The organism is Klebsiella sp. JB_Kp004 (genome assembly GCF_040065795.1).
Lineage (GTDB): Bacteria > Pseudomonadota > Gammaproteobacteria > Enterobacterales > Enterobacteriaceae > Klebsiella > Klebsiella quasipneumoniae.
This window is the reverse complement of record NZ_JBEAKW010000008.1, coordinates 25,260-46,030: the sequence shown is the minus strand read 5'-3', so window position 1 is coordinate 46,030 and position 20,771 is coordinate 25,260. Positions and strand designations below refer to the sequence as shown.

The following is a 20,771-nucleotide window of genomic DNA, read 5'->3' as shown; positions in this document are numbered from 1 at the left end:
GCAACGCCTTGCCCGGCCTACAATACCCGATCATTGCGCAGCCAACTCGCACCCTTGCAGGCCCGCGCAAGCGCAGCGCCGTCGGGCGCGATATCAGGCTCCACGCTCTGTTTTTACGGACGGCGGCTGGCCAGGCAAACACCGCGAGTTACTGCTGGGCGGCCGGTGGCGTAGCGTTCTGTTTATCCTTCGCGATACTGTCCTGAATGGCTTTGGTTTTGCTCGCCGCTTCCGCCGAAAGCTGATTGGCGTCGCCGATGGCGTTGTCTTTGATCTGACCCGCCTCTTTGACGATGCGGTCACTTTCCTGCTTTGCGTTCTGCTTCACCGCATCGGCCTGGGCTTTCGCCTGCTCGGCGATGGCATCCGCTTTCTTGTCCGCCTCCGCCTTGATCGCGCTGGCCTGATCCTTCAGACGGTCGGCCTCGGCGTCGGCATGGCTTTTCAGCGTATCAATTTGCTTATCCGCATCCTGCTTAATCGCCTGGGCTTTGTCCGCCGCGGCATCCTTCATCTGCTCCGCATTATCTTTGGCCTTATCCAGTTTGTTATCTACTTTCGACGCATCGTCGCAGCCAAACAGGGTCAGGCACAGTGCGGAAGCGAGCAGTGTTTTATTCCAGAGTTTCATCAGCATTCCCTTACAGGTTGAGTCATTATCCAGCCTTGTGATTTATTGCTTTAATAGCATTCACATTTTATATATAAACGCTCAGCCAGCAGAGTCAAGCCGGCGGCGTCCGCGCCAGGGTCGCCACCAGCCCCTGCAGCCAGTCGGCAAAGACCCGCACCTTGTGTGAAAGATGCCGGTGCGGATAGAGCAGCGACAGCGGCCGACGCGGCGCCGGGAAGTCCGGCAGAATTTCCACCAGCTGGCCGGGAATGGCGGCCCGCCGGGGTCTGGAATCGCCAGGGCATAATCTGAATGGCAACCGGCGCGATCAGGCGTCGGCCACCTGCTCTACCGCCCGGGAGAACGCGTCGATGGCCAGCCCGACGTCGGCGGTGGTGACCGATTCCGCCGGGTGATGGCTGACGCCCCCCAGGCAGCGCACAAACAGCATGGCCGATGGCCAGCGCTCGGCGATGGCGATGGCGTCATGCCCTGCGCCGCTCGGCAGCGTCAGCGACCGCCCCTGCACCGCCACCACCGCCTCGCTCAGCACCGCCTGCAGCTGGCTGTCGCAGGCGGTGGCGGCGATGCGATAATACTCCTCGGCGCTGAAGCTCAGCTGGCGGCGCCCGGCAATGGTCTGCGCCTCCGCCAGCAACTCCTCCAGCAGCGCCGCCAGCGGCGCATCCTGCGGGCCGCGAATATCCAGCGTCAGCTGCACCTCGCCCGGTATCACGTTCACCGCGCCCGGCGCACAGCGCAGGGTGCCGACCGTCGCCACCAGATTGCCGCCGCGCTGCCGGGTCAGGCTTTCCACCTGCACCATCCATTCCGCCGCCGCGGCGAGCGCGTCCTTACGATGGAGCATCGGCACCGTGCCGGCATGGCCGGCTTCGCCGGTAAAGCGGCAGTTCAGGCGGCGGGCGCCGTTAATCGCCTCCACTACGCCGAGCGCCAGACCCGCCTGCTCCAGGCACGGCCCCTGCTCGATATGCAGTTCCAGATAGGCGGCGATATCCTGCGGGCGGCGGGCGGCATGGGCGATCCGCGCCGGATCGAGCCCGGCATTCACCAGCGCATGGGCGACGCTCACCCCGTCGGCATCGCGCTGCGACAGCCAGCTTTCAGGCCAGGTGCCGGTGACGCCGCGGCTGCCAAGCAGGGTGATGCCGAAGCGGGTGCCCTCTTCATCGCCAAAACCGACGATCTCGATAGCCTTTGCCAGCCGTCGCCCTTGCTGGTGCAGACGCTGCACCACCTCAATCGCCGTCAGCACGCCGAGCATGCCGTCGTAGCGCCCGGCGTTGCGCACGGTGTCAAGATGAGAGCCCAGCAGCACCGCCGGCGCGCCCTCCTGCACGCCTTCATAGCGACCGCAGATGTTGCCGACGCTGTCCTGCCACACCATCATACCGGCGGCCTGCATCCACTGACCCACCAGCTGGTTGGCCTGCAGATGCTCCGGCGACAGATAGACCCGGGTCAGGGCGTCGGCGGTTTCGCTGAGGGCGGCCAGCTGGTCGGCGCGCGCCATTACCCGGCTGGCGGCCGCCTCTCTCTCCGCCTGCTGGCGGATGGTATCACTCATAGGTTGCCCTCGGTGCGGTAGTGATCCCAGGCCGCCTGCATCGCCGCGCCCTGGGTGGTGGTGAACTTGAGGTAGTTCAGCACCGCCTCCAGCGCACTGAGGGTCTGCATCACACAGTCTTTACGCGCGTTATAGCCCATGGTGCCAATGCGCCAGACTTTACCGTGCAGCGGGCCGAACGAGGTGCCAATCTCAATGCCGAAATCTTCCAGCATCAGCTTACGTACCTGGTCGCCGTTGACCCCGTTGGGGATCACCACCCCCAGCACGTTGTTCATTTTGTGCCGCAGGTCGCCAAAGGTCTCGAGACCCATCGCCTGGATCCCTTTCAGCAGCGCATCGCCGTGCAGCTTGTGGCGAGCGATGCCGTTGTCAAGTCCCTCCTGAAGGATCAGGCGCGCGCACTCCCGGGCGGCGAACAGCGCCGAGGTCGCTTCGGTGTGGTGGTTAAGGCGCTCCGGCCCCCAGTAATCCATCACCATCCCGAGATCGAAATAGTTGGAGTAGATCATCTCGTCGACGCCATCGTGGTGGGCGTCGGTGCGGATCCCCTGCTCAATGCAGCGGCGGCGGCGGATCGCCTCTTCCATCCGCGGGCTGAGGGTAATGGGCGAGGTGCCGGAGGGGCCGCCCAGGCACTTCTGCATCCCGGCGGACACTGCGTCCAGCTGCCAGGCGTCGGTTTCCAGCGGGTTGCCGCCGAGCGACGCGGTGGCGTCAGTATAGAACAGCACGTCGTGGCGACGACAAATCTCCCCCAGCTCCGCCAGCGGCTGCAGCATGGTGGTCGAGGTATCGCCCTGCACGGTAAGCAGCAGGCGCGGGCGCACGCGCTTGATCGCGTCCTCAACCTGGTCCGGGGTAAAGACTTCCCCCCACGGCACCTCGATGGTGTGTACCTCTGCCCGGCAACGGCGCGCTATTTCGCACAGCAGGTGGCCAAACCGGCCGAACACTGGCACCAGCACCTTGTCGCCCGGACGGATCGCCGACACCAGGATCGCTTCGATACCAGCGCGGGAGGTACCGTCCACCAGCATCGTCCAGCGGTTTTCGGTGCGAAACACGCCGCGGTAGAGCGCCATCACTTCATTCATATAGTGGGTCATCGCCGGATCGTACTGCCCCACCAGCTGGCTCGCCATGGCGCGCAGCACGCGCGGGTCGGCGTTGATCGGCCCCGGGCCCATCAGCAGGCGCTGCGGCGGGTTAATTTGCGAAAACTGAGTGATATCCATCTGCCATTCCTTACGTTAGTTAAGACCGCGCACCGAGGAGATAAACTGTTTCAGTTCGGTTGTCTGTGGACTGGCGAACAGCGTTTTGCTGTCACCCTGCTCCCAGACGCGCCCCTGATGCATAAACACCACGCGGTCGCCCACTTCGCGGGCAAAATTCATTTCATGGGTGACGAGGATCAGCGTCATGCCTTCCGCCGCCAGCTGCTCCAGCACCTTCAGCACTTCGCCCACCAGTTCCGGGTCGAGCGCCGAGGTGATTTCGTCACAAAGTAAAACCTTTGGCGACATGGCCAGCGCCCGGGCGATGGCCACGCGCTGCTGCTGGCCGCCGGAGAGGTTGGCCGGGTAGTAATCCAGACGGTCGCCGAGCCCGACCTTCTCCAGCATCCGCTGCGCCAGCTCGCGGCATTCGGCCAGGGACTTCTTCAGCACCCGCCGCGGGGCCAGCATGACGTTCTCCAGCGCCGTCATGTGCGGAAAGAGATTGAAGTTCTGGAACACCATGCCGATGGAGCGGCTGATCTCCCGGGCCTGGGAATCGCGGTCGGTGATGGTCATGCCCCCGAGCTTGATGCTCCCCTCCTGGTACCCCTCCAGGCCATTGATGCAGCGCAGCAGAGTGCTTTTGCCTGAGCCGCTGCGGCCGATGATCGAGATCACTTCCCCCATGTCGATATCCAGATCGACGCCCTTCAGCACATGGTTGTCGCCGTAGTACTTCTGCATCTGATTAATGGTGATGAGAGGCATTGAATTTGTTCTCCAGATAACGGCTGTAGCGGGACAGCGGATAGCACAGAATGAAATAGCCCAGCGCCACCAGGGCAAATACTTTAAACGGCTGGTAAGTGACGTTGGTCAGCATGGTTCCCGCCTTGGTCAGCTCCACAAAGCCAATAATCGAGGCCAGCGCCGTGCCTTTGATCACCTGTACGGCGAATCCCACCGTCGGCGCGATGGCGATGCGCAGCGCCTGCGGCGCCACCACCCGGTACAGGGTCTGGCCGAAGCTCAGCCCGAGACAGCGCGAGGCTTCCCACTGGCCTTTCGGCAGCGCGCGAATGCTGCCGAACCAGATATCCAGCAGAAAGGCGCTGGTGTAGAGCGTCAGGGCCACCGACGCCGCGGTCCATGCCGAGACGTCGATGCCGAACAGCGCCACGCCGAAAAATGCCAGAAACAGCTGCATCAGCAGCGGCGTCCCCTGAAACAGTTCGACGTAGCCGCGGATCAGTCGTTTTACCTGCCGTCCGCCGGTCAGGCGCAACAGCAGCAACGGTAAGGTCACCAGCGCCCCGCCGGTGAACGCGACCAGAGACAGCAGCACCGTCCAGCGACCGGCCAGCAGCAGGTTGCGGATAATGTCCCAGTCGGTAAAGGTGGTCATCATGCCTGCACTCCCAGCCATTTACGCCCCGCCGCCATCAGCAGCTGACGCATCGCTATCGATAACGCTAAGTAGATCCCGGTGGTCACCAGATAGACCTCAAAGCTCAAAAATGTCCGCGACTGGATCAGGTTGGCGGCGAAGGTCAACTCCTCATAGGAGACCTGCGACACCACCGACGAGCCGAGCATCACGATGATGCACTGGCTGACCAGCGCCGGATAAATCCGCTGCAGCGCCGGGGGCAGCACGACGCGAATGAAGGTTTGCGTCCGGCTGAGTCCGAGCACGCGTCCGGCCTCCCACTGGCCTTTCGGCGTCACCTGAATGCCGGCGCGCACGATCTCGGTGCTGTAGGCCCCAAGGTTAACCACCATCGCCAGCAGCGCCGCTTCGCCGGCGGTCATCTTCAGTCCCAGGTTCGGTAAACCAAAGACGATAAAAAAGAGCTGCACCACGAACGGCGTGTTACGAATGATTTCCACATATCCGCCCCATACCCGGCTGAGGATGCCCGGGCGGCCGCTGCGGATCGCCGCCCCGAGGATGCCGATCGCCAGTCCGCCGATCGTCGCCAGCACCGTCAGCTGCACCGTCACCCACAGGCCGGCCAGCAGCTCCGGCCAATGCGGCCAGAGCTCAGAAAAATGAAGTTGCTCCGTCATCCACAGACCTTACGCGCCGAGGCTGGCAGGCAGCGGCGCTTTCAGCCACTTCTCAGACAGACCGTTGAGGGTGCCGTCCTTAATGCCCTGCTCGATGAGGGTATCCACTTTCGCCTTCAGCGCTGGTTCGTTCTTTTTCAGCCCGATAAAGCACGGCGAGTCCTTCAGCATAAAGCTCGGCACCGGCGCTTTGTCGGCGTTCTGCCGGGCGATGGCCGCCACCACCAGGTTCCCGGTGGCGACATACTGCACCTGGCCTGACAGATAGGCCGACAGAGTGGTGTTATTGTCCTCGTAGCGCTTAATCTGCGCCGCCTGCGGCGCCACGCTGGTCAGCACCATGTCTTCCACCGCCCCGCGGGTCACGCCGACGCTTTTACCGCTCAGCGCGGCCGCGTCCTTCAGCTCCGCCCCTTTCGGGCCAAACACCCCGAGGAAGAACGGCGCGTAGGCGCGGCTGAAGTCGATCACTTTCTCACGCTCAGCGTTTTTGCCGAGGCTGGAGATCACCAGGTCCACCTTATCCGTCTGCAGATACGGCACGCGGTTGGCGCTGGTTACCGGGACCAGCTGCAGCTTGAGCTTCATCGACTTCGCCAGATAGCGCGCCATGTCGATGTCATACCCCTGCGGCTGCAGGTCGGTCCCCACCGAGCCGAACGGCGGAAAATCCTGGGGTACGGCAATGCGGATGACGCCGCGTTTTTCAATATCCTGGAGCTGGTCAGCCTGAGCGGCGGAAACAGACGAAAGGAGACAAGCGGCCCCGGCCAGTGCGATCAACAGTTTCTTCATGATGTTTACCCGTTACGTTAGCATGAAACAAAAGATTCTTTGAATCTATTTTTGCAACTAATGTGCCAGATACGGTCGATGCGCGGGTTGGCGAGGAATTAAGGCAAAAAGTGAGAACGGACAGGGAGTAAGGAGCAGAAGAGTAAAAATCGACGGCGCCAGAACGCGGAACCAAATGCACCATATTGATGCACAGCACCACGCTGGCGCCCCATCAGCGTTGTTCCAGCTCGTCCAGCTGCTGATAAAGCGTAGCGATATCGTGGATCCGCGGACGACCGCTGTCGAGCGTTTCATGCAGAAAGGCATTGGCCAGCAGATTGATCAAACTGTTGACCGAGGCATAGCTGTCGTAAGCCGAGACGCTGTCCAGCGGCGCGCAGAGCTGCCAGCGGGAGAGCGGGAACAGGCTGTGGGCCTGCGGCTCGCACATTAACAGAACCGGCACCCCGTCGCGCTGCAGCTGCTGCAGCAGCGGGCGCACGATCCGCGGCCGCCGGCGAAACGCCATCATCACCACCAGGTCATCGGCGGTCAGGTCGACCAGCTCTTCGCTGAGGCTCTGCCCCGGCTGGGGCAGCACCAGCACCTGACCGCGAGCCTGCAGCAGCTGCTGGCGCAGGTGCAGCGCCGCCGGATAGGCATTGCGCATGCCAATCACCACAATGCGGCGCGCGGCCACCATCGCCGTCAGCGCCTCGGCGAACTGGTGAGCGTCAAGGGCATTGACCCATTGGGTGAGGTTCGCCATCTCCTGCTTATAATGACGCGCCAGCAGCGTGTTACCCTGCACCGCGTCGCGCTGGTCGGTCAGCGGCATTCCGCTCTGGCGCAGGGTGCGCAGTTCATCGCGCATGTCCTTATATTTGTCATAGCCCAGGCGCTTGAACAGCCGGCTGACGGTGGCTTTCGACACGCCGCTCAGCTGCGCCAGCTCGGCGCTGTTGTAGCTTATCAGGTCATCAAAGTGGTCAAAGATGAAATCCGCCACCCGCTGCTCCTGCGGCGACAGCGAGGCATATTGCCCTTTCAGTCGTTCATCGAGTTGTTGCATAGCGCCCCTGTAACTTTCGTTTCATCATCCATCCCTCATCATACTGTATCTGCTATGCCTTACACATAGCGTGCCAGCGGGAAAATTCCGGTCATTGTTTTTATCAATGAAACGAAACGTTCAGAGATGGAACAGCTTTTGCAGTGTTCTGCGGGTGATTCGTTCAGAAAGGATAATTTATGCACAGTAGCAACGTTTCGACCCACGGCATGGCGGTCGCTCCCCACCACCTCGCCAGCCAGAGCGCGCTGGCCATCCTGCGCGAGGGCGGCAGCGCCATTGAAGCGATGGTGGCTGCCGCCGCGGCCATCGCCGTCGTCTATCCGCACATGAACGGCCTGGGCGGGGATGGTTTCTGGCTGATCGTGCCTCCCGGGGGGGATCCCATCGCCATTGACGCCAGCGGGGCGGCCGGCTCGCTGGCCACCCTCGAGGCCTATGCCGCTCAGCGGCATATTCCCCACCGAGGACCGCAGGCTGCGCTGACCGTCGCCGGCACCGTCAGCGGCTGGGACGAGGCGCTGCGAATTTCACGGGACTTAACCGGCCGCGCGCTGCCGGTGGCGCGCCTGCTGGCCGATGCTATCGGTTATGCCGAAGACGGCATTCCGGTCACCGCCTCCCAGGCCCACGCCACCGCCAGCAAACTGGAAGAGCTGCGCCACCAGCCGGGCTTCAGCGAAACCTGGCTGGCGGCGGGCAAGCCCCCCCGGGCCGGCAGCCGCTTTCGCCAGCCCGCCCTCGCCGGAACCCTGCGCATGCTGGCCAGCGACGGTCTCGACAGTTTCTATCGCGGCCCGCTGGCCGAACGTCTCGCCCAGGGGATGGCCGCGCTGGGGATGCCCGTCACCCTCGGCGACCTGCAGGCCCACCGCGCACGGCGCCCGGCGCCGCTGAGCCTTCAGCACCGGCAGGGCACGCTGTGGAACCTCGCCCCGCCGACGCAGGGGCTGGTGTCGCTGGCGATCCTCGGCATCACTGACCGTCTGAACATGGCCGACGCCGACGAGGCGCAAACGGTGCATCGCATCGTCGAAGCCACCAAGCGGGCGTTTGCCCTGCGCGATGCGCATATCACCGATCCGCGCCATCTGGATGTCGACGTTCAGCAACTGCTGACTCCGGAGGCGCTGCAGCCGCTGGCCGACAGCATCGACGACGCCAGCGCTTCGCCCTGGGGCGGCGGCAAAGGCCCGGGCGATACCGTCTGGATGGGCGTCGTGGATAACAGCGGCCTGGCGGTGTCATTCATTCAGAGCATCTATCACGAGTTTGGCAGCGGCGTGGTGATCCCGGACACCGGGATCGTCTGGCAAAACCGCGGGGCGGCCTTCAGCCTCGATCCGCAGCATCTTCTGGCGCTGGCGCCAGGCAAACAGCCGTTCCATACCCTCAACCCCGCCGCGGCGCGCCTGAACGATGGCCGGGTGATGGTCTATGGCTCGATGGGCGGCGACGGTCAGCCGCAGACCCAGGCGGCGCTGTTTACCCGCTATATCCTGCAGGGGGCGCCGCTGCAGGAGAGCATCTCCCGGCCGCGCTGGCTGCTGGGCCGCACCTGGGGCCAGTCCTCGGATTCACTGAAGCTGGAGGGACGCTTTGCCCCCGCCTGCATCGCTCGCCTGCGCGAGCTGGGGCACGAGGTGGAAGTGCTGGCCGATTTCAGCGAGGCGATGGGCCACGCCGGGGCCATTGTCCGCCATCCCAACGGCTTGCTTGAAGGGGCTACCGATCCACGCAGCAACGGCGCCGCCGCCGGATACTAAGGAGCAGACCATGACCACACAGCCAGACTGGAGCGAGTATCTGACGCAGATGACCCACCTGTTGCGCCTGGAGCTGGATGAACCGCGCCGTGAGGAGCTGGAGCGCCAGTTTGCCCGCATCGCCGCCATGGCGCAGCCGCTGATGGACTATCCCCTCGGGCCGCGCGACGACATTGCGGGGGTGTATAAAGCATGACACTTCACCATTTCACCATCGCCGAGATCCAGCGTGCGCTGCACGAGGGCGAACTGAGCGCCCGGGAGATCGCCCGCCAGACGCTGGACGATATCGCCCGCGTAAATCCGCAGATCAACGCCTGGACCGAGGTCACCGCCCAGCGCATGCTGGCGGAGGCCGACAGCATCGACGCCCTGCGCCGTGAAAAGCGCCCCCTGCCGCCGCTGGCGGGCATTCCCTACGCGGTGAAAAATCTGTTTGATGTCGCCGGGCACACCACCCTCGCCGGCGCGGAACTGCTGAGCGACCGGCCGCCGGCAGCCAGCGACAGCTGGGCGGTGCGCCAGCTGCATAGCGCCGGCGCCCTGCTCAGCGGGATGCTCAATATGGACGCCTACGCCTACGGCTTCACCACCGAAAACAGCCACTATGGCGCGACGCATAACCCGCACGATCTGTCGCGGATCGCCGGCGGATCTTCCGGCGGTTCGGCCGCGGCGGTGGCGGCCGGGCTGGTCCATTTCAGCCTCGGCAGCGATACCAACGGATCGATCCGCGTCCCCGCGTCGCTGTGCGGGATCTTTGGCCTGAAACCCACTTTCGGCCGCCTCTCCCGCTCCGGCAGCCATCCGTTTGTCGCCAGTCTGGATCATATTGGTCCCTTTGCCCGCCGGGTGGCCGACCTCGCCGCGGTGTATGACGCTCTGCAGGGGCGCGACCCGGCCGATGACTTTCAGGCCGATAAAGCCAGCGAGCGCACCGGCAACCTGCTGGAGCGCGGGCTGGAGGGTCTGCGCTGCGCGCGGCTGGGGGGCTATTTCACCACCTGGTGCGATGACGACGCCCGGGCGGCCGTGGATCGGGTCGCCCACGCGCTGGGCGCCGACAGCGAGCTGCAGTTCGCGGATGCCGCCCTGGCCCGCTCGGCGGCCTTTATCATCAGCGCCAGCGAAGGCGGCAATCAGTATCTGCCGGATCTTCGCCACTCGCCCGAGCGCTTTGAGCCTCACTCCCGCGAGCGGCTGCTGGCCGGGGCGATGATCCCCTCCGCATGGTATCTGCAGGCCCAGCGCTTTCGCCGCCATGCCCGTCAGGCGATGAAATCCCTGTTCAGTCAGGCCGATGTGCTGATCGCCCCGGCCACCCCATGCAGCGCCACGCCGATTGGCGCCGAGGAGATGGTGATTAACGGCCAGCCGCTGCCGGTGCGCGCCAGCATGGGAATGCTGACGCAACCGATCTCCTTCCTCGGGCTGCCGGTGGTGACCGTGCCCCTGCGTACCGCCAGCGGCAAGCCGATTGGCCTGCAGCTGATTGCCGCGCCGTTTAACGAACAAGCCTGTCTTCGCGCCGCGCGGGCGCTGGAAGCGATGGGCATTACCGATGCCCGAGTGGCGGAGAGTGCAGCATGATCAATCTGGACAATATAGACCGCCCGGCGATCCTCGCCGAGGTGACGGCGGCGTTTTATCAGTATGAAGAGGCGCTGGTCAGCAATAACATCGAGGCGCTGGATGCGCTGTTCTGGCACGACCCGCGCACCGTGCGGCTGGGGGCCGGTGAGAATCTGTATGGCATCGAGGCGATCCGCGCCTTTCGCGCCGCCCGCCCCGCCGCCGGTCTGGCCCGCGATCTGCACCATACCACCATCACCACCTTTGGCGCGGACATGGCGGTGTGCAGCACCGAGTTCACCCGCGAAGGCAGCGCCCGCCCTGGACGCCAGCAGCAGACGTGGGTGCGCTTTCCCTATGGCTGGCGGATTGTCGCCGCCCAGGTCAGTCTGATGGACTGAGGGGAACAATACCGATTATGGCCAGGTGGATACCGTCTCCCCTGGCCATTCCCGAACCGGTAAAAATGGAGTTATTGACGATGGTCAGGATGATTGAGGGCTGCTGAATCAGCAGATAGTCTTGCGCTGAAAAGGTCATTTCTGCCGCAGGCCTGTCAGGCAGCACCAGTCATTACACTTTGCCAAGCAGGATATTTAACATACGGCGCAAGGGTTCCGCCGCGCCCCATAACAGCTGATCGCCCACCGTCAACACCGAGTAGATCGGCTCATTATTTAGCGACATTTTCTTGTAGCGGCCAATACCCACCTGCAGCGAACCGCTAATAGCAGCCGGGGTCAGTTTACTGACACTCTCTGGCTTATTATTGGGGATATAGTTTACCCACGGATGGGAATGGGTCACTAACTCTGCGAATTCCGTTTCGCTGACCTCTCGTTTAAGTTTAAGGGTAATGGCAGCGCTGTGGCAGCGGATCACGCCGACCCGAATACATAAACCATTAACCGGGATGGTGCCGGGCGCAAGGCCAAGTATTTTATTGGTTTCCGCCTCCCCCTTCCATTCTTCGCGGCTATTTCCATCGCCTAAATCGCTGTCAATCCATGGAATAATGCTGCCCATCAGCGGGACGCCAAAATTCTCCACCGGCATGCCGGCGCTATTAATCAGATCACTCACTTTATTGACTAAAGGCAGCACGGAACCTGATGCCGCCAGTTCATCAGCGGACAAATGCTGGCTGATATACGCGCTTTGCGCGATCAATTCCCGCACCTGCTTAGCGCCCGCCCCGGAGGCAGACTGGTAGGTCATGACGCTCATCCATTCGATCAGATCAGCCTTGATCAGCCCGGCCAGCCCCATCAGGCTCAGCGTAATGGAGCAGTTGCCGCCGACAAACAGTTTCACTCCCGCTTTCACCGCACGATCGATATTATCGCGATTGACCGGGTCGAGAATAATGCAGGCGTTTTCATCCATTCGCAGCGCCGAAGCGGCGTCGATCCAGTACCCTTGCCAGCCAGAGTGAATTAACGCCGGATAGATGGCTTTGGTATAATCCCCGCCCTGACAGGTTATAATAATATCCATTTCGGCGAGGGCGCTAAGGGAATTTGCATCTTTCAGTCTGTCGCTTTTACCATTAATAACCGGGCCCGCGGCACCCGCACTGGAGGTACTAAAAAAATGCGCTGAAATATCGTCGAAATCATTCTCTTCGATCATTCGCTGCAACAATACTGAGCCAACCATGCCCCGCCAGCCAACAATACCCACCTGCTTCATTTATTTAACCTTAAAAAGTTATGAGAATATTAATTTGCCTTCGCCATACCTTATATCGTATCCCCCAATAAAGGTCATTACCCACCACATCGATTTCTATGATTATTAAAATGTTTCATCTGCCATCAGCGGTTTTTATCTCTTATTACGGTAAAGCAGAAATAAGCAGGCGGCGGAGACTGTCCCGCTTTCAGCATTCAAAGGAAGAAATGACGTAGCGGAACGCGAGCGGCTGCTCCCCTGAAGTTATCAAGAGTAACTTGCATTTTGATAGTGACTATGTCAATTTGCTGGCAACAGCCACCTGCTCCCTGGACCGCTCATGAAAAATGAACCGCTTTGCCACGCTCCCTGCCCCATCGCCCGTAGCCTGGGCCGCATCGGCGACAGCTGGAGCATCATGATCCTGCGCGACGCCTTTGCGGGCTTTACCCGCTTCGACGAATTTCAGAAAAGCAGCAACGTCGCGCCCAATATTCTGTCGCGCCGCCTGAAGGCACTGGTCGACGACGGGCTGCTGGAGAAGGTCTGCTATAGCAGCACGCCGCCGCGCTACGAATACCACCTCACCCCGCGCGGCCGCGATTTCCGCATGGTGCTGCTGGCGCTGGCGGAATGGGGTAATCGCCACTTCGCTCCCGAAGGCCGTCAGATGCAGCTGGTGGAAACCGCTACCCAGCGCCGGGTGGAGCCAGTCATGGTGGATAAAGCGACCGGGGAAGAGATTATTCCGGGTAAATACGCCATGGTGCCGGGCCCCGCCGCCTCGCCGCTGATGAAATATCGTCATGAATATCTGCTGCGCAAACGCGAAGGCGATAGCGGGCAAAAATTCCAGCCTGAACCCTACAGAGATGCCGGCAATGAATCCGGCCAGTAAGCAAAGCGTCCACGTTCTGGCGGCCATCTGAATAACGCCAGGATTTTGTTCAGCGCAGCGCGGCAAACTTCGCCACGCGGGGATCTCGCCGGATGCCGCGCTGGCGCGGCGGGAGGCGCGAACCCAGGCATTTTCCGATGCGTTCTACCTCATCATGATTGGTTTTTTGCTTGCCGCGCAGCTGGTTCCCTTGATGAAAAAGCCGCCGGCACACTGATACTACAGGAGAGTTAACTATGGGCGTTTCCGTTAAACGCATTGTCGTCACCGGGATGGGGATTGTCAGCCCGCTGGGCTGCGGCGTACAGCACGTCTGGCAGTCGCTGCTGGCAGGAAAATCAGGGATTACCCGGCTCAGCGAGCAGCTGGTCGCGGATATTCCCTGCAAAGTGGCCGGCCAGGTGCCGTCCATTGAAAGCGATCCGCTGCACGGCTTCGACCCGCTGGCGACCATCCCGGCGAAAGAGCGCAAAAAGATGGATCGTTTTATCGAGTTTGCGCTGGTCGCCGCGCGTGAAGCGCTGACTCAGGCCGGTTGGTCGCCGGCATCAGCGGCCGAACAGGAACGCACCGCCACGGTGATCGCCACCGGGATCGGCGGGTTCAGCGAGATCGCCAATGCGGTACATACCACCGATGAGCGCGGGCCGCGTCGCCTCTCCCCGTTCACCATTCCCTCTTTTCTGGCCAACCTGGCCGCCGGGCATGTGTCTATCGCTCACGGTTTCCGGGGCCCCATCGGCGCGCCGGTCACCGCCTGCGCGGCGGGCGCCCAGGCCATTGGCGATGCGGCGCGGATGATCCGCAGCGGCGAGGCGGATATCGCCCTCTGCGGCGGCGCGGAAGCGGCAATACATCGCGTTAGCCTTGCCGGGTTCGCCGCGGCAAGGGCGCTCTCCAGCGCCTCCAGCGACCAGCCGGAAGCCGCTTCCCGCCCCTTTGACCGCGACCGCGATGGATTTGTGATGGGAGAAGGCGCCGGGCTTATCGTGATCGAGTCGCTGGAGCACGCGCTGGCGCGCGGCGCCACGCCGCTGGCCGTGCTGGTGGGCTACGGCACCAGCGCAGATGCTTATCACCTGACCGCGGGCCCGGAAGATGGTAACGGCGCGCGTCGGGCCATGGAAACCGCCCTTCGCCAGGCCGGAGTGACCGCTGAAGAGGTTGACCATATTAACGCCCACGCCACCTCGACCCAGGTCGGCGATAAAGGCGAGCTGGCGGCGATTAAAACGCTGTTTGGCGCCCATCCTGTCGCCATTACCTCGACGAAATCCGCTACCGGCCATCTGTTAGGCGCGGCAGGCGGGATAGAGGCCATCTTCACCATTCAGGCGCTGCGTGATCAGGTGGTGCCGCCGACGCTGAACCTGCATCACCCCGATGAAGAGGCGGCAGGTCTTAACCTGGTGGCGCTGGAGACCCGCCCGCAGAAGATGCGCTATGCGCTGTCGAACGGTTTTGGCTTTGGCGGGGTTAACGCCAGCCTGCTGCTGAAACGCTGGGAATAATCGTCAACTCCCCCGCCGGCGCGGGCTGGCGGGGGAGCTCCACCCGGACACCATACGTTGTCGCTGGTATCACTTGTCCACCCTGCTCCTGTGTTCTCTGCTGAAGCTGAAAAATTCGCTACCACCGCTGAAGTCGGGTGAGCAGCCCCTTTCTCTTAAGGTCAAAAAATGTGAGCCACTGACGCGTTGCTGCGAAAACGGGTGCGTTGGTGTTATGGCGTCCTGTAGACCAAAACCAATGTTAATGACGAAGACCTGAGCTTATGTGTTAGCGTTTTCCTGCTGCCTGGGGGGTGTCGCCGTTGCGGCTTTTGACCTGCTGCTGGCGTAAATAAAGAACAGCGCAATACCCAGGCAGATAATGGCGCCGATTCGGCTCAGCGAGAATGGAATCGCCGCATTGCCCAGCCAGCCGAAGTTATCGATCAGCATGCTCATGGTTAACTGGCCAAAAATGACGGCGACCGTAGCCACTGCAGCGCCAATACGCTGGACGGCCAGTACCATAATGACGATATACGGTACGCCAAACATTGCGCCCAGCAGTTGCCATTTAGGCACATCCATCAGCGTCAGGGTGTGTTTGGGTTCGAAGAAGAAGATCAGCAATCCCGTCACCAGCGCGCCGACAGAAAATGTCAGGAACGCGCTTTTGAATACGCCGACCTTGCTGCCCAGCTGGCTATTGATAGCCGCCTGGATACTCAGCATGGCGCCACCGGCGACGGCGAGAAGAATCATGATAGTTGTCATAACGTTCCTTTACCCCTGGGCAACCATAACCAGCGCTGCAATGATAAAAATCAGCGCAATGATACGCATACTGTCAATTTTCCTGTGCGACGTACCGAGCAGGCCGAAGTGATCAATCATCAGGCTCTTGAACACCTGGCCTGCCAGAATGCCGATCATCGTCATGGCGATGCCGATTGCCGGCGTTACCACGGTCAGGATGATGACGTAGATCGGCCCAAGCACGCCGCCAAGCAGCTGCCACGCTGGTTGCGCAAAGAATGACGGGCTGTTACGCGGGCTGAAAAAAAGCATCAGCAAAAAGGTCAGCGCCGCACCCACGCCGAATATGCTAAAGGTAGCCCAGAGGTCACCGACCTCCCCACCCAGTGGCCCGAGCAATCCTGCCTCTATGGACAGTCCCATGCCTCCGGCAATGACGATAAAAATCAATATGAGTTGCAAAGCAATCAGTCTCCTGTAGTTCAGGCGGAGAAGATTACGACTTAACATGGATGAGAAAAATGCCATAATGAGATAAACACTTGTGCAGGATATGCATTAATGAATGAGCTCGGGAACATCAGTATTCGCGCCCTGCTGATTTTTATAGAGGTTTATGAGACGCAGAATTTCTCTGTGGTAGCCCGGCGGGAAGGGATATCTGCCTCTCAGGTTTCGCGCGTCATCCATCAGATGGAGGATGTGCTCGGGCAGCAGCTTTTTTACCGCAATACCCGGGCGATAATTCCGACGGAAAGCGGCCATCTTTTTATCCGCTATGCGCGAGCCATGACTGGCAGCATGGAGGAGGCGCGGCGGGAACTCAACGAGAGAACCCTTGAGCCTTCCGGAATGGTGCGCATAAACGCACCGGTGTTCTTCGGACAGCGCCATGTCGCCCCCGCGTTACCCGGCCTGACGGCGCGATATCCGAAGCTCAGCATTGAGCTTACCCTGACTGATGATTACATCGATCCGCACCGCGAGCCGGCTGACGTAATTTTCCGCATTGGCGTGCTGACGGATTCCGCATTTCATGCGCGCGTGTTTGGCCAGCAGTTCTATCATCTTGCCGCGTCACCGGATTACATCCGCCGGCACGGCATGTTGGGATCACCCGAAGAGCTGGCGCGGCATAAATGCCTGGTCTATCGCGGTTCCTCAGGCCCAAACCAATGGCTGCTGCGCAGGCACGGAGAAGAATGGGTGCACTACCCCGTCTCGCCCCTGATGTCATCGAATAATGCTGAAACTCTGCTGATTGCCGCGCTCGGGGGAATGGGGATTGTGCTGTTTCCTGACTGGCTGATTGGAGACCGGCTGAAGCGCGGCGAGCTGCCGGAGCTGGATACGTCCATAAAAACGGAGCCACAGCATATCGCGGCAATCTATCCGAATGCCCGCCACCCTCCTCTGAACGTTCGGGCGATTATCGATTACTACCTGGACGCGTTCGGTTCACCGCTTTACTGGCAGTCTGAATAAGACAGGCGATGTTATTGCTCGTCCTGAAGTTAATTTCCGTTTCTGGCACAGAGCCAACGAGTTAAATGCCCTTGAGGTCCGTTTTGAGCGAAGAACGGACCACACTATCTAAAGAAAGATATCGCTGATAATATTGGGGCCGCTCAGGTTAAAAAAGGTATAACTTTCTTTTCATTGACGATAACGAAGGAATTTTCATGGTTGAAGTTGAGGAAATAAAAAGGAAATATCCAGGCGCAGGGGCCTGGCAAATGGGTGACAGTCCGGAACTGGCAAGCGAGCTTGCGGAGCTGATTAAAAAAGGGATCAAAACGGCTTCTTGCGGATCTTTTGCCTCTTATCAGCAGGAAGCGTCTGCCCCGAGGATTGGGGATTATAACATTATTCTTGATGGCCAGAATGTTCCAGTTTGTGTGATCAGACTGGTTTCGATGCATCTGGTGCGTTTTTGTGATGTGACTGAAGCGTTCGCCCGCAAAGAGGGTGAAGGCGATTTAAGCCTTGAATACTGGCAGCAAGAGCATCAGCGTTTTTTCATTCGTGAAGGTCATTTTTCTGAGGATATGGAGTTGATCGCAGAAGAGTTTGAAGTGGTTGAGGTGCTGTGAGACAAGGTTAACGGGCTGACGTTTTATCAATCGCCTTTGATAACAATATTCGATGCTGGCGCGGAGCGGACAAGCTATCGAGCAAAAGGTCTGCAGTGTGCGAGGGACAAACGGTCAAAAGGAGTTAGAAAAAGCCCCCTTTCATAAACAGAGGGCCACTTGGTTCGCTTATTTCACGGTTTCAATTTTCGGCGGCTGCCAGGTCCAGTCCAGAATCGACTGCTCACCCCAATAAGCGCGAATATACAGTGATAACTTACCGTCCGGTGCCGGCAGCCAGTTATTCACCTTATCTTCTGCTGGGCGCTTTTTGCTCACCACCGCGCTGGCAGGCGCAGGCCAGGCCGCCCGTGCACAGGATTACAGGGGTAAATATCATTCTCTTCCCCAGGGATTTTACGGTGATTCTGTTCCTCGCAGATGGCTCCCCTGCCATCCCCTCTTTGTCGTGCAACATATCCGAACGGCTGCGATGAGCAAAAAGCGGATATGGTTTCCCGGTTTAAGGCACAAAATCGCGCGGCGTTGAATCAAGAATGGAACGAAAAGCAGCGGTAAATGCCGCCGGGCATGAGAAACCAAGCTGGTAAGCGACCTGTTTGATTGGAACGCCGTTCGCGAGAAGATCCAACGAAGCATAAATTCTGGCTCTCTGCTTCCATGTTCGAAAACTAAAGCCTGTATCCTTCATAAACAATCGGGAAAAGGTCCGTTCCGACATGGCCGACATAAAAGCCAGCTCGCTCAGCGATGCTTCCCAGCGCTGATTGACCAGTAGCGATCTGGCCGCGCTGAATAATCGCTCATCATTCGGCATGGGTAGCGCCATCGTTAAAGGTGGCGCCTCGCTGAGAATTTCCAGAAGCAACAACGCTATCTTCCGTTGAATCGGTCTGGCGTAGTCCTCACTGAACAGCCCTGCGATAAGTTCTTTGACTAACGGCGTAGCCGTGATCACATGCACCTGTTGACTCTTCGTAAAGCTCATACATTCTGCGATAAGGCTACTGCTGAAATAGATCGCCCTGAGATCGGTTTGTGAAAGCAGATGGTAACTATGGATATGCAGAGGCGGTAGCCATAATGCCCGCTGAGGAGGGATCACCCAACGGTCACTCTCTGTTTGCACCAGCATAACCCCTCTGGTGGCGAAGAGTAGCTGCCCCTCAACATGATGATGGGGAGGATCTACCTCACCACGTTGATAGCTTATCGCAGTACTGGACCAGCCTGTGACTTCATCATGTCTTGGCGCTTTATCTATACTACCTGGCATTTCAGATTTAGCCCCTGCATTTATCATATCGAAACTGGAACCACCCGGAGTAGAGCCTTAGGCAATGGGTGCGTGACTTATCTTTCAGATCATCAAAGATATTACAGGAGCTTAACCTCATGCGTGTACACTTTATCGTACATGAAAGTTTTGAAGCCCCGGGCGCATATGAAACCTGGGCAATAAACCAAGGTCATGATGTAACTTACTCACGCGTCTATGCAGGCGATCGGCTACCTGCTGACGCCGAAGACATCGATTTTCTTATCGTGATGGGCGGTCCGCAGGATCCGGACACAACGCTTGAAGCGTGCCCGCACTTTAATGCTAAAGCGGAACAGGCGCTGATTGCTTCCGCGGTTAAAACCGGTAAGGCGGTGATCGGTATCTGCCTGGGTTCACAGCTCATCGGTGAAGCGCTGGGCGCGCCGTTCTCTCATAGCCCGGAAAAAGAGATTGGTAAATTCCCGATCACATTGACCGAAGACGGTAGAAAGGATGAGATGTTCTCACACTTTGGGAAAACACTGGCAGTGGGTCACTGGCATAACGACATGCCAGGGTTGACGCCGGAGGCTAAGATTATCGCTTACAGCGAGGGCTGTCCCCGGCAGATCGTTGCCTATTCAGACCGCGTCTTTGGTTTCCAGTGCCACATGGAGCTCACATTGGACGTTGTAGAACTGCTCATCGCCCATTCTGAGCAAGACCTGAGCCGTGCAGCAGACTACCGTTTCGTTGACACGCCTGAAGCGCTCCGGGCCCACGATTACAGGGAAATGAATCAAGCGCTTTTTGGCTTTCTGGATAAGCTGGAAGCACGTTACAACGCCGCTGAAGCATAATGTCATGCCCGGTGAGCTTGCCATCGGGTTGAGATTGACATGTCCGCTCCTTGCACAGAGCGGACGAACCAACTGAGGTTACGTTTCAGTCTGAACGAGAAGCGGACAGCGGGTTTACCGGTTGTGTATACCTTAACGGGCGGATGTCGATACTATGCCGGCCCCGCTAAACATCATGCGGATGACAACGCCTGTACACCGCTCCTGCCATTGGATAACGCCCGGGTGTTTAGGACCGTTTCCAAACGTCCCTGATGCCATCGCGACTAACCATTCCAGCCCGCTTTTGAATACTCCCCAGAACAGGCAATTGCAACCAGACAGGACCCGCGACGGGTACGACAAACTGAGGAAGAACAGCAAACATGAACAGCAGGAATTTGGGGTAAGTCAGACTGTTCAATCCAGGTGACGTAAATGTGTCGCGATCCCCCATCTAAGCGCGGTACACCTTCCATTAACCAGCTCGAAAACGGAGTAACTCGCGTTGGGTTGCGCATACCTGTGAAAATCATCCACAGATCCGCTTGTTAGCATCGCAAGCACGCCCTGAATGACCTGCCCGTGAGACACAAGACATATTGTTCGATGATGATGTTTTTTTTCCAGATTGGATAAAAAATGCATAATTCGCTGCGAAGCATGTGAGAGAGACTCCCCCCCTGGCGGACAATACTCTGCATCAAGGTTGAATAACGCTTCTGCGGCGTCTGGATTATTCAGCAGGAGCTCTACGGTTGTTATGCCCTCAAACTGACCAAAAGCCTGTTCTTTCAGAGCTGGTTCAGCTATCAGTGAACAATAAAAACTCTCCGCCAGGCGCTGTCCCATTTGCCAGGCCCGGCCAAGCGGAGAAGCGTAAACACATTCTGCCCGGTAATCACTCGCTGCAAACGCCGCCAGTAAGGCTGATGTTTGACGCTCCCCCCGAAGCGTCAATGCGCTATCATTGTGTCCCTGAATACTCCCTTTTACATTCCATTCTGTTTCTGCGTGTCGAACCAGTATCACTTGCATCATTGAAAGGTCACGTATGCTGTTGATTGAAATGTTACAAA

At 59.6% G+C, this 20,771-nt stretch carries 22 protein-coding genes and 3 pseudogenes; 10 read left to right on the top strand and 15 right to left on the bottom strand.

Annotated elements, in window-relative coordinates:
* Nucleotides 1-148: 148 nt before the first annotated feature.
* The 9 genes and pseudogenes from ABLX76_RS10520 to hpxU form a co-directional block, all read right to left on the bottom strand.
* Complete coding sequence (locus ABLX76_RS10520; RefSeq protein WP_348874485.1) at nt 149-637, bottom strand: E3 ubiquitin--protein ligase; 489 nt, start codon at nt 635-637, stop codon at nt 149-151.
* Nucleotides 638-725: 88 nt separating this feature from the next.
* Nucleotides 726-878, bottom strand: a pseudogene (locus tag ABLX76_RS10515) (LysR family transcriptional regulator); the annotation flags it as partial.
* Nucleotides 879-941: 63 nt separating this feature from the next.
* Nucleotides 942-2,201: an allantoate amidohydrolase gene (gene hpxK / locus ABLX76_RS10510; RefSeq protein ID WP_348874484.1), complete on the bottom strand. Its 1,260-nt coding sequence runs from the start codon at nt 2,199-2,201 to the stop codon at nt 942-944.
* Nucleotides 2,198-3,439, bottom strand: coding sequence for an alanine--glyoxylate aminotransferase family protein (locus ABLX76_RS10505; protein WP_023289753.1), 1,242 nt, complete (start codon nt 3,437-3,439; stop codon nt 2,198-2,200). Before ABLX76_RS10505 ends, hpxK begins: the two co-directional genes overlap by 4 nt.
* A gap of 15 nt (nt 3,440-3,454) precedes the next feature.
* Nucleotides 3,455-4,192 carry an amino acid ABC transporter ATP-binding protein gene (locus tag ABLX76_RS10500; protein ID WP_348874483.1) on the bottom strand — a complete coding sequence of 246 codons (738 nt, stop codon included), beginning with the start codon at nt 4,190-4,192 and terminating at the stop codon, nt 3,455-3,457.
* Nucleotides 4,173-4,829 carry an amino acid ABC transporter permease gene (locus tag ABLX76_RS10495; protein ID WP_002905295.1) on the bottom strand — a complete coding sequence of 219 codons (657 nt, stop codon included), beginning with the start codon at nt 4,827-4,829 and terminating at the stop codon, nt 4,173-4,175. Before ABLX76_RS10495 ends, ABLX76_RS10500 begins: the two co-directional genes overlap by 20 nt.
* Nucleotides 4,829-5,494 carry an amino acid ABC transporter permease gene (locus tag ABLX76_RS10490; RefSeq protein ID WP_117136993.1) on the bottom strand — a complete coding sequence of 222 codons (666 nt, stop codon included), beginning with the start codon at nt 5,492-5,494 and terminating at the stop codon, nt 4,829-4,831. Before ABLX76_RS10490 ends, ABLX76_RS10495 begins: the two co-directional genes overlap by 1 nt.
* A gap of 9 nt (nt 5,495-5,503) precedes the next feature.
* Complete coding sequence (locus ABLX76_RS10485) at nt 5,504-6,289, bottom strand: transporter substrate-binding domain-containing protein (protein WP_023289755.1); 786 nt, start codon at nt 6,287-6,289, stop codon at nt 5,504-5,506.
* A 214-nt stretch (nt 6,290-6,503) separates the two neighbouring features.
* Nucleotides 6,504-7,343 carry a MurR/RpiR family transcriptional regulator HpxU gene (hpxU, locus tag ABLX76_RS10480; RefSeq protein WP_023289756.1) on the bottom strand — a complete coding sequence of 280 codons (840 nt, stop codon included), beginning with the start codon at nt 7,341-7,343 and terminating at the stop codon, nt 6,504-6,506.
* A 179-nt stretch (nt 7,344-7,522) separates the two neighbouring features.
* On the opposite strand from hpxU, the gene hpxW reads away from it, so the two are divergent.
* The 4 genes from hpxW to hpxZ are packed head-to-tail and all read left to right on the top strand — an operon-like array spanning nt 7,523 to nt 11,082.
* Nucleotides 7,523-9,109, top strand: a complete 1,587-nt coding sequence (gene hpxW, locus ABLX76_RS10475) for an oxamate amidohydrolase (protein WP_348874482.1) — start codon at nt 7,523-7,525, stop codon at nt 9,107-9,109.
* Nucleotides 9,110-9,119: 10 nt separating this feature from the next.
* Complete coding sequence (gene hpxX / locus ABLX76_RS10470) at nt 9,120-9,305, top strand: oxalurate catabolism protein HpxX (RefSeq protein ID WP_348874481.1); 186 nt, start codon at nt 9,120-9,122, stop codon at nt 9,303-9,305.
* Entirely contained in the window at nt 9,302-10,699 is a 1,398-nt protein-coding gene (locus tag ABLX76_RS10465; protein WP_065883690.1) for an AtzE family amidohydrolase, read from the top strand. The genes hpxX and ABLX76_RS10465 overlap by 4 nt, the downstream gene beginning before the upstream one ends.
* The gene (hpxZ, locus tag ABLX76_RS10460; protein ID WP_101978245.1) at nt 10,696-11,082 is read left to right on the top strand and encodes an oxalurate catabolism protein HpxZ; all 387 of its coding nucleotides are present in this window, start codon (nt 10,696-10,698) and stop codon (nt 11,080-11,082) included. The genes ABLX76_RS10465 and hpxZ overlap by 4 nt, the downstream gene beginning before the upstream one ends.
* Before the next feature lie 172 nt (nt 11,083-11,254).
* On the opposite strand, the gene asd is transcribed toward hpxZ, so the two are convergent.
* Nucleotides 11,255-12,373, bottom strand: coding sequence for an aspartate-semialdehyde dehydrogenase (gene asd, locus ABLX76_RS10455; protein ID WP_289553434.1), 1,119 nt, complete (start codon nt 12,371-12,373; stop codon nt 11,255-11,257).
* A gap of 322 nt (nt 12,374-12,695) precedes the next feature.
* Between asd and ABLX76_RS10450 the strand changes: the two genes are divergently transcribed.
* The 3 genes and pseudogenes from ABLX76_RS10450 to fabF all read left to right on the top strand — a co-directional run bounded on the left by ABLX76_RS10450 (nt 12,696) and on the right by fabF (nt 14,764).
* Nucleotides 12,696-13,253 (top strand): helix-turn-helix domain-containing protein, encoded by a 558-nt coding sequence (locus ABLX76_RS10450; RefSeq protein WP_080901592.1) that lies wholly within the window; start codon nt 12,696-12,698, stop codon nt 13,251-13,253.
* 24 nt (nt 13,254-13,277) lie between these two features.
* Nucleotides 13,278-13,470, top strand: a pseudogene (locus ABLX76_RS10445) (EmrB/QacA family drug resistance transporter); the annotation flags it as partial.
* A gap of 19 nt (nt 13,471-13,489) precedes the next feature.
* A complete protein-coding gene (gene fabF / locus ABLX76_RS10440; RefSeq protein ID WP_348874480.1) occupies nt 13,490-14,764 on the top strand; it encodes a beta-ketoacyl-ACP synthase II in 1,275 nt (424 codons plus the stop codon).
* 261 nt (nt 14,765-15,025) lie between these two features.
* Here fabF and ABLX76_RS10435 read toward each other — a convergent pair whose 3' ends face one another.
* Both ABLX76_RS10435 and ABLX76_RS10430 read right to left on the bottom strand, forming a co-directional pair.
* Entirely contained in the window at nt 15,026-15,517 is a 492-nt protein-coding gene (locus ABLX76_RS10435; protein ID WP_241515970.1) for a DMT family transporter, read from the bottom strand.
* Between the two features lie 9 nt (nt 15,518-15,526).
* Nucleotides 15,527-15,961: a DMT family transporter gene (locus tag ABLX76_RS10430; protein WP_289553498.1), complete on the bottom strand. Its 435-nt coding sequence runs from the start codon at nt 15,959-15,961 to the stop codon at nt 15,527-15,529.
* Nucleotides 15,962-16,060: 99 nt separating this feature from the next.
* Here ABLX76_RS10430 and ABLX76_RS10425 point away from each other — a divergent pair, with 99 nt between their 5' ends.
* Entirely contained in the window at nt 16,061-16,984 is a 924-nt protein-coding gene (locus tag ABLX76_RS10425; protein ID WP_348874479.1) for a LysR family transcriptional regulator, read from the top strand.
* A 251-nt stretch (nt 16,985-17,235) separates the two neighbouring features.
* A complete protein-coding gene (locus ABLX76_RS10420) occupies nt 17,236-17,592 on the top strand; it encodes an ASCH domain-containing protein (RefSeq protein ID WP_186976793.1) in 357 nt (118 codons plus the stop codon).
* 502 nt (nt 17,593-18,094) lie between these two features.
* Here the strand turns inward: ABLX76_RS10420 and ABLX76_RS10415 are convergent.
* The gene (locus ABLX76_RS10415) at nt 18,095-18,895 is read right to left on the bottom strand and encodes a helix-turn-helix transcriptional regulator (RefSeq protein ID WP_172754642.1); all 801 of its coding nucleotides are present in this window, start codon (nt 18,893-18,895) and stop codon (nt 18,095-18,097) included.
* A gap of 92 nt (nt 18,896-18,987) precedes the next feature.
* On the opposite strand from ABLX76_RS10415, the gene ABLX76_RS10410 reads away from it, so the two are divergent.
* Entirely contained in the window at nt 18,988-19,713 is a 726-nt protein-coding gene (locus ABLX76_RS10410; RefSeq protein ID WP_348874478.1) for a type 1 glutamine amidotransferase, read from the top strand.
* A 132-nt stretch (nt 19,714-19,845) separates the two neighbouring features.
* On the opposite strand, the pseudogene ABLX76_RS10405 reads toward ABLX76_RS10410, so the two are convergent.
* Both ABLX76_RS10405 and ABLX76_RS10400 read right to left on the bottom strand, forming a co-directional pair.
* A pseudogene (locus tag ABLX76_RS10405) lies at nt 19,846-20,116 on the bottom strand (LysE family translocator); the annotation flags it as partial.
* Nucleotides 20,113-20,733 (bottom strand): histidine phosphatase family protein, encoded by a 621-nt coding sequence (locus tag ABLX76_RS10400; protein ID WP_241516011.1) that lies wholly within the window; start codon nt 20,731-20,733, stop codon nt 20,113-20,115. The pseudogene ABLX76_RS10405 and the gene ABLX76_RS10400, both read right to left, overlap by 4 nt.
* Nucleotides 20,734-20,771: the final 38 nt, after the last annotated feature.

Excerpts from the sequence above, each read along its gene's own strand:
- fabF (WP_348874480.1), top strand. The coding sequence starts at position 13,490 with ATGGGCGTTTCCGTTAAACGCATTGTCGTCACCGGGATGGGGATTGTC.
- hpxU (WP_023289756.1), bottom strand. The coding sequence starts at position 7,343 with ATGCAACAACTCGATGAACGACTGAAAGGGCAATATGCCTCGCTGTCG.
- ABLX76_RS10400 (WP_241516011.1), bottom strand. The coding sequence starts at position 20,733 with ATGATGCAAGTGATACTGGTTCGACACGCAGAAACAGAATGGAATGTA.
- ABLX76_RS10425 (WP_348874479.1), top strand. The coding sequence starts at position 16,061 with ATGAATGAGCTCGGGAACATCAGTATTCGCGCCCTGCTGATTTTTATA.
- ABLX76_RS10435 (WP_241515970.1), bottom strand. The coding sequence starts at position 15,517 with ATGACAACTATCATGATTCTTCTCGCCGTCGCCGGTGGCGCCATGCTG.
- hpxX (WP_348874481.1), top strand. The coding sequence starts at position 9,120 with ATGACCACACAGCCAGACTGGAGCGAGTATCTGACGCAGATGACCCAC.
- hpxZ (WP_101978245.1), top strand. The coding sequence starts at position 10,696 with ATGATCAATCTGGACAATATAGACCGCCCGGCGATCCTCGCCGAGGTG.
- ABLX76_RS10500 (WP_348874483.1), bottom strand. The coding sequence starts at position 4,192 with ATGCCTCTCATCACCATTAATCAGATGCAGAAGTACTACGGCGACAAC.
- asd (WP_289553434.1), bottom strand. The coding sequence starts at position 12,373 with ATGAAGCAGGTGGGTATTGTTGGCTGGCGGGGCATGGTTGGCTCAGTA.
- ABLX76_RS10450 (WP_080901592.1), top strand. The coding sequence starts at position 12,696 with ATGAAAAATGAACCGCTTTGCCACGCTCCCTGCCCCATCGCCCGTAGC.
- ABLX76_RS10465 (WP_065883690.1), top strand. The coding sequence starts at position 9,302 with ATGACACTTCACCATTTCACCATCGCCGAGATCCAGCGTGCGCTGCAC.
- ABLX76_RS10420 (WP_186976793.1), top strand. The coding sequence starts at position 17,236 with ATGGGTGACAGTCCGGAACTGGCAAGCGAGCTTGCGGAGCTGATTAAA.
- ABLX76_RS10505 (WP_023289753.1), bottom strand. The coding sequence starts at position 3,439 with ATGGATATCACTCAGTTTTCGCAAATTAACCCGCCGCAGCGCCTGCTG.
- hpxW (WP_348874482.1), top strand. The coding sequence starts at position 7,523 with ATGCACAGTAGCAACGTTTCGACCCACGGCATGGCGGTCGCTCCCCAC.
- ABLX76_RS10490 (WP_117136993.1), bottom strand. The coding sequence starts at position 5,494 with ATGACGGAGCAACTTCATTTTTCTGAGCTCTGGCCGCATTGGCCGGAG.
- ABLX76_RS10415 (WP_172754642.1), bottom strand. The coding sequence starts at position 18,895 with ATGATAAATGCAGGGGCTAAATCTGAAATGCCAGGTAGTATAGATAAA.
- ABLX76_RS10495 (WP_002905295.1), bottom strand. The coding sequence starts at position 4,829 with ATGACCACCTTTACCGACTGGGACATTATCCGCAACCTGCTGCTGGCC.
- ABLX76_RS10410 (WP_348874478.1), top strand. The coding sequence starts at position 18,988 with ATGCGTGTACACTTTATCGTACATGAAAGTTTTGAAGCCCCGGGCGCA.
- ABLX76_RS10520 (WP_348874485.1), bottom strand. The coding sequence starts at position 637 with ATGCTGATGAAACTCTGGAATAAAACACTGCTCGCTTCCGCACTGTGC.
- ABLX76_RS10485 (WP_023289755.1), bottom strand. The coding sequence starts at position 6,289 with ATGAAGAAACTGTTGATCGCACTGGCCGGGGCCGCTTGTCTCCTTTCG.
- hpxK (WP_348874484.1), bottom strand. The coding sequence starts at position 2,201 with ATGAGTGATACCATCCGCCAGCAGGCGGAGAGAGAGGCGGCCGCCAGC.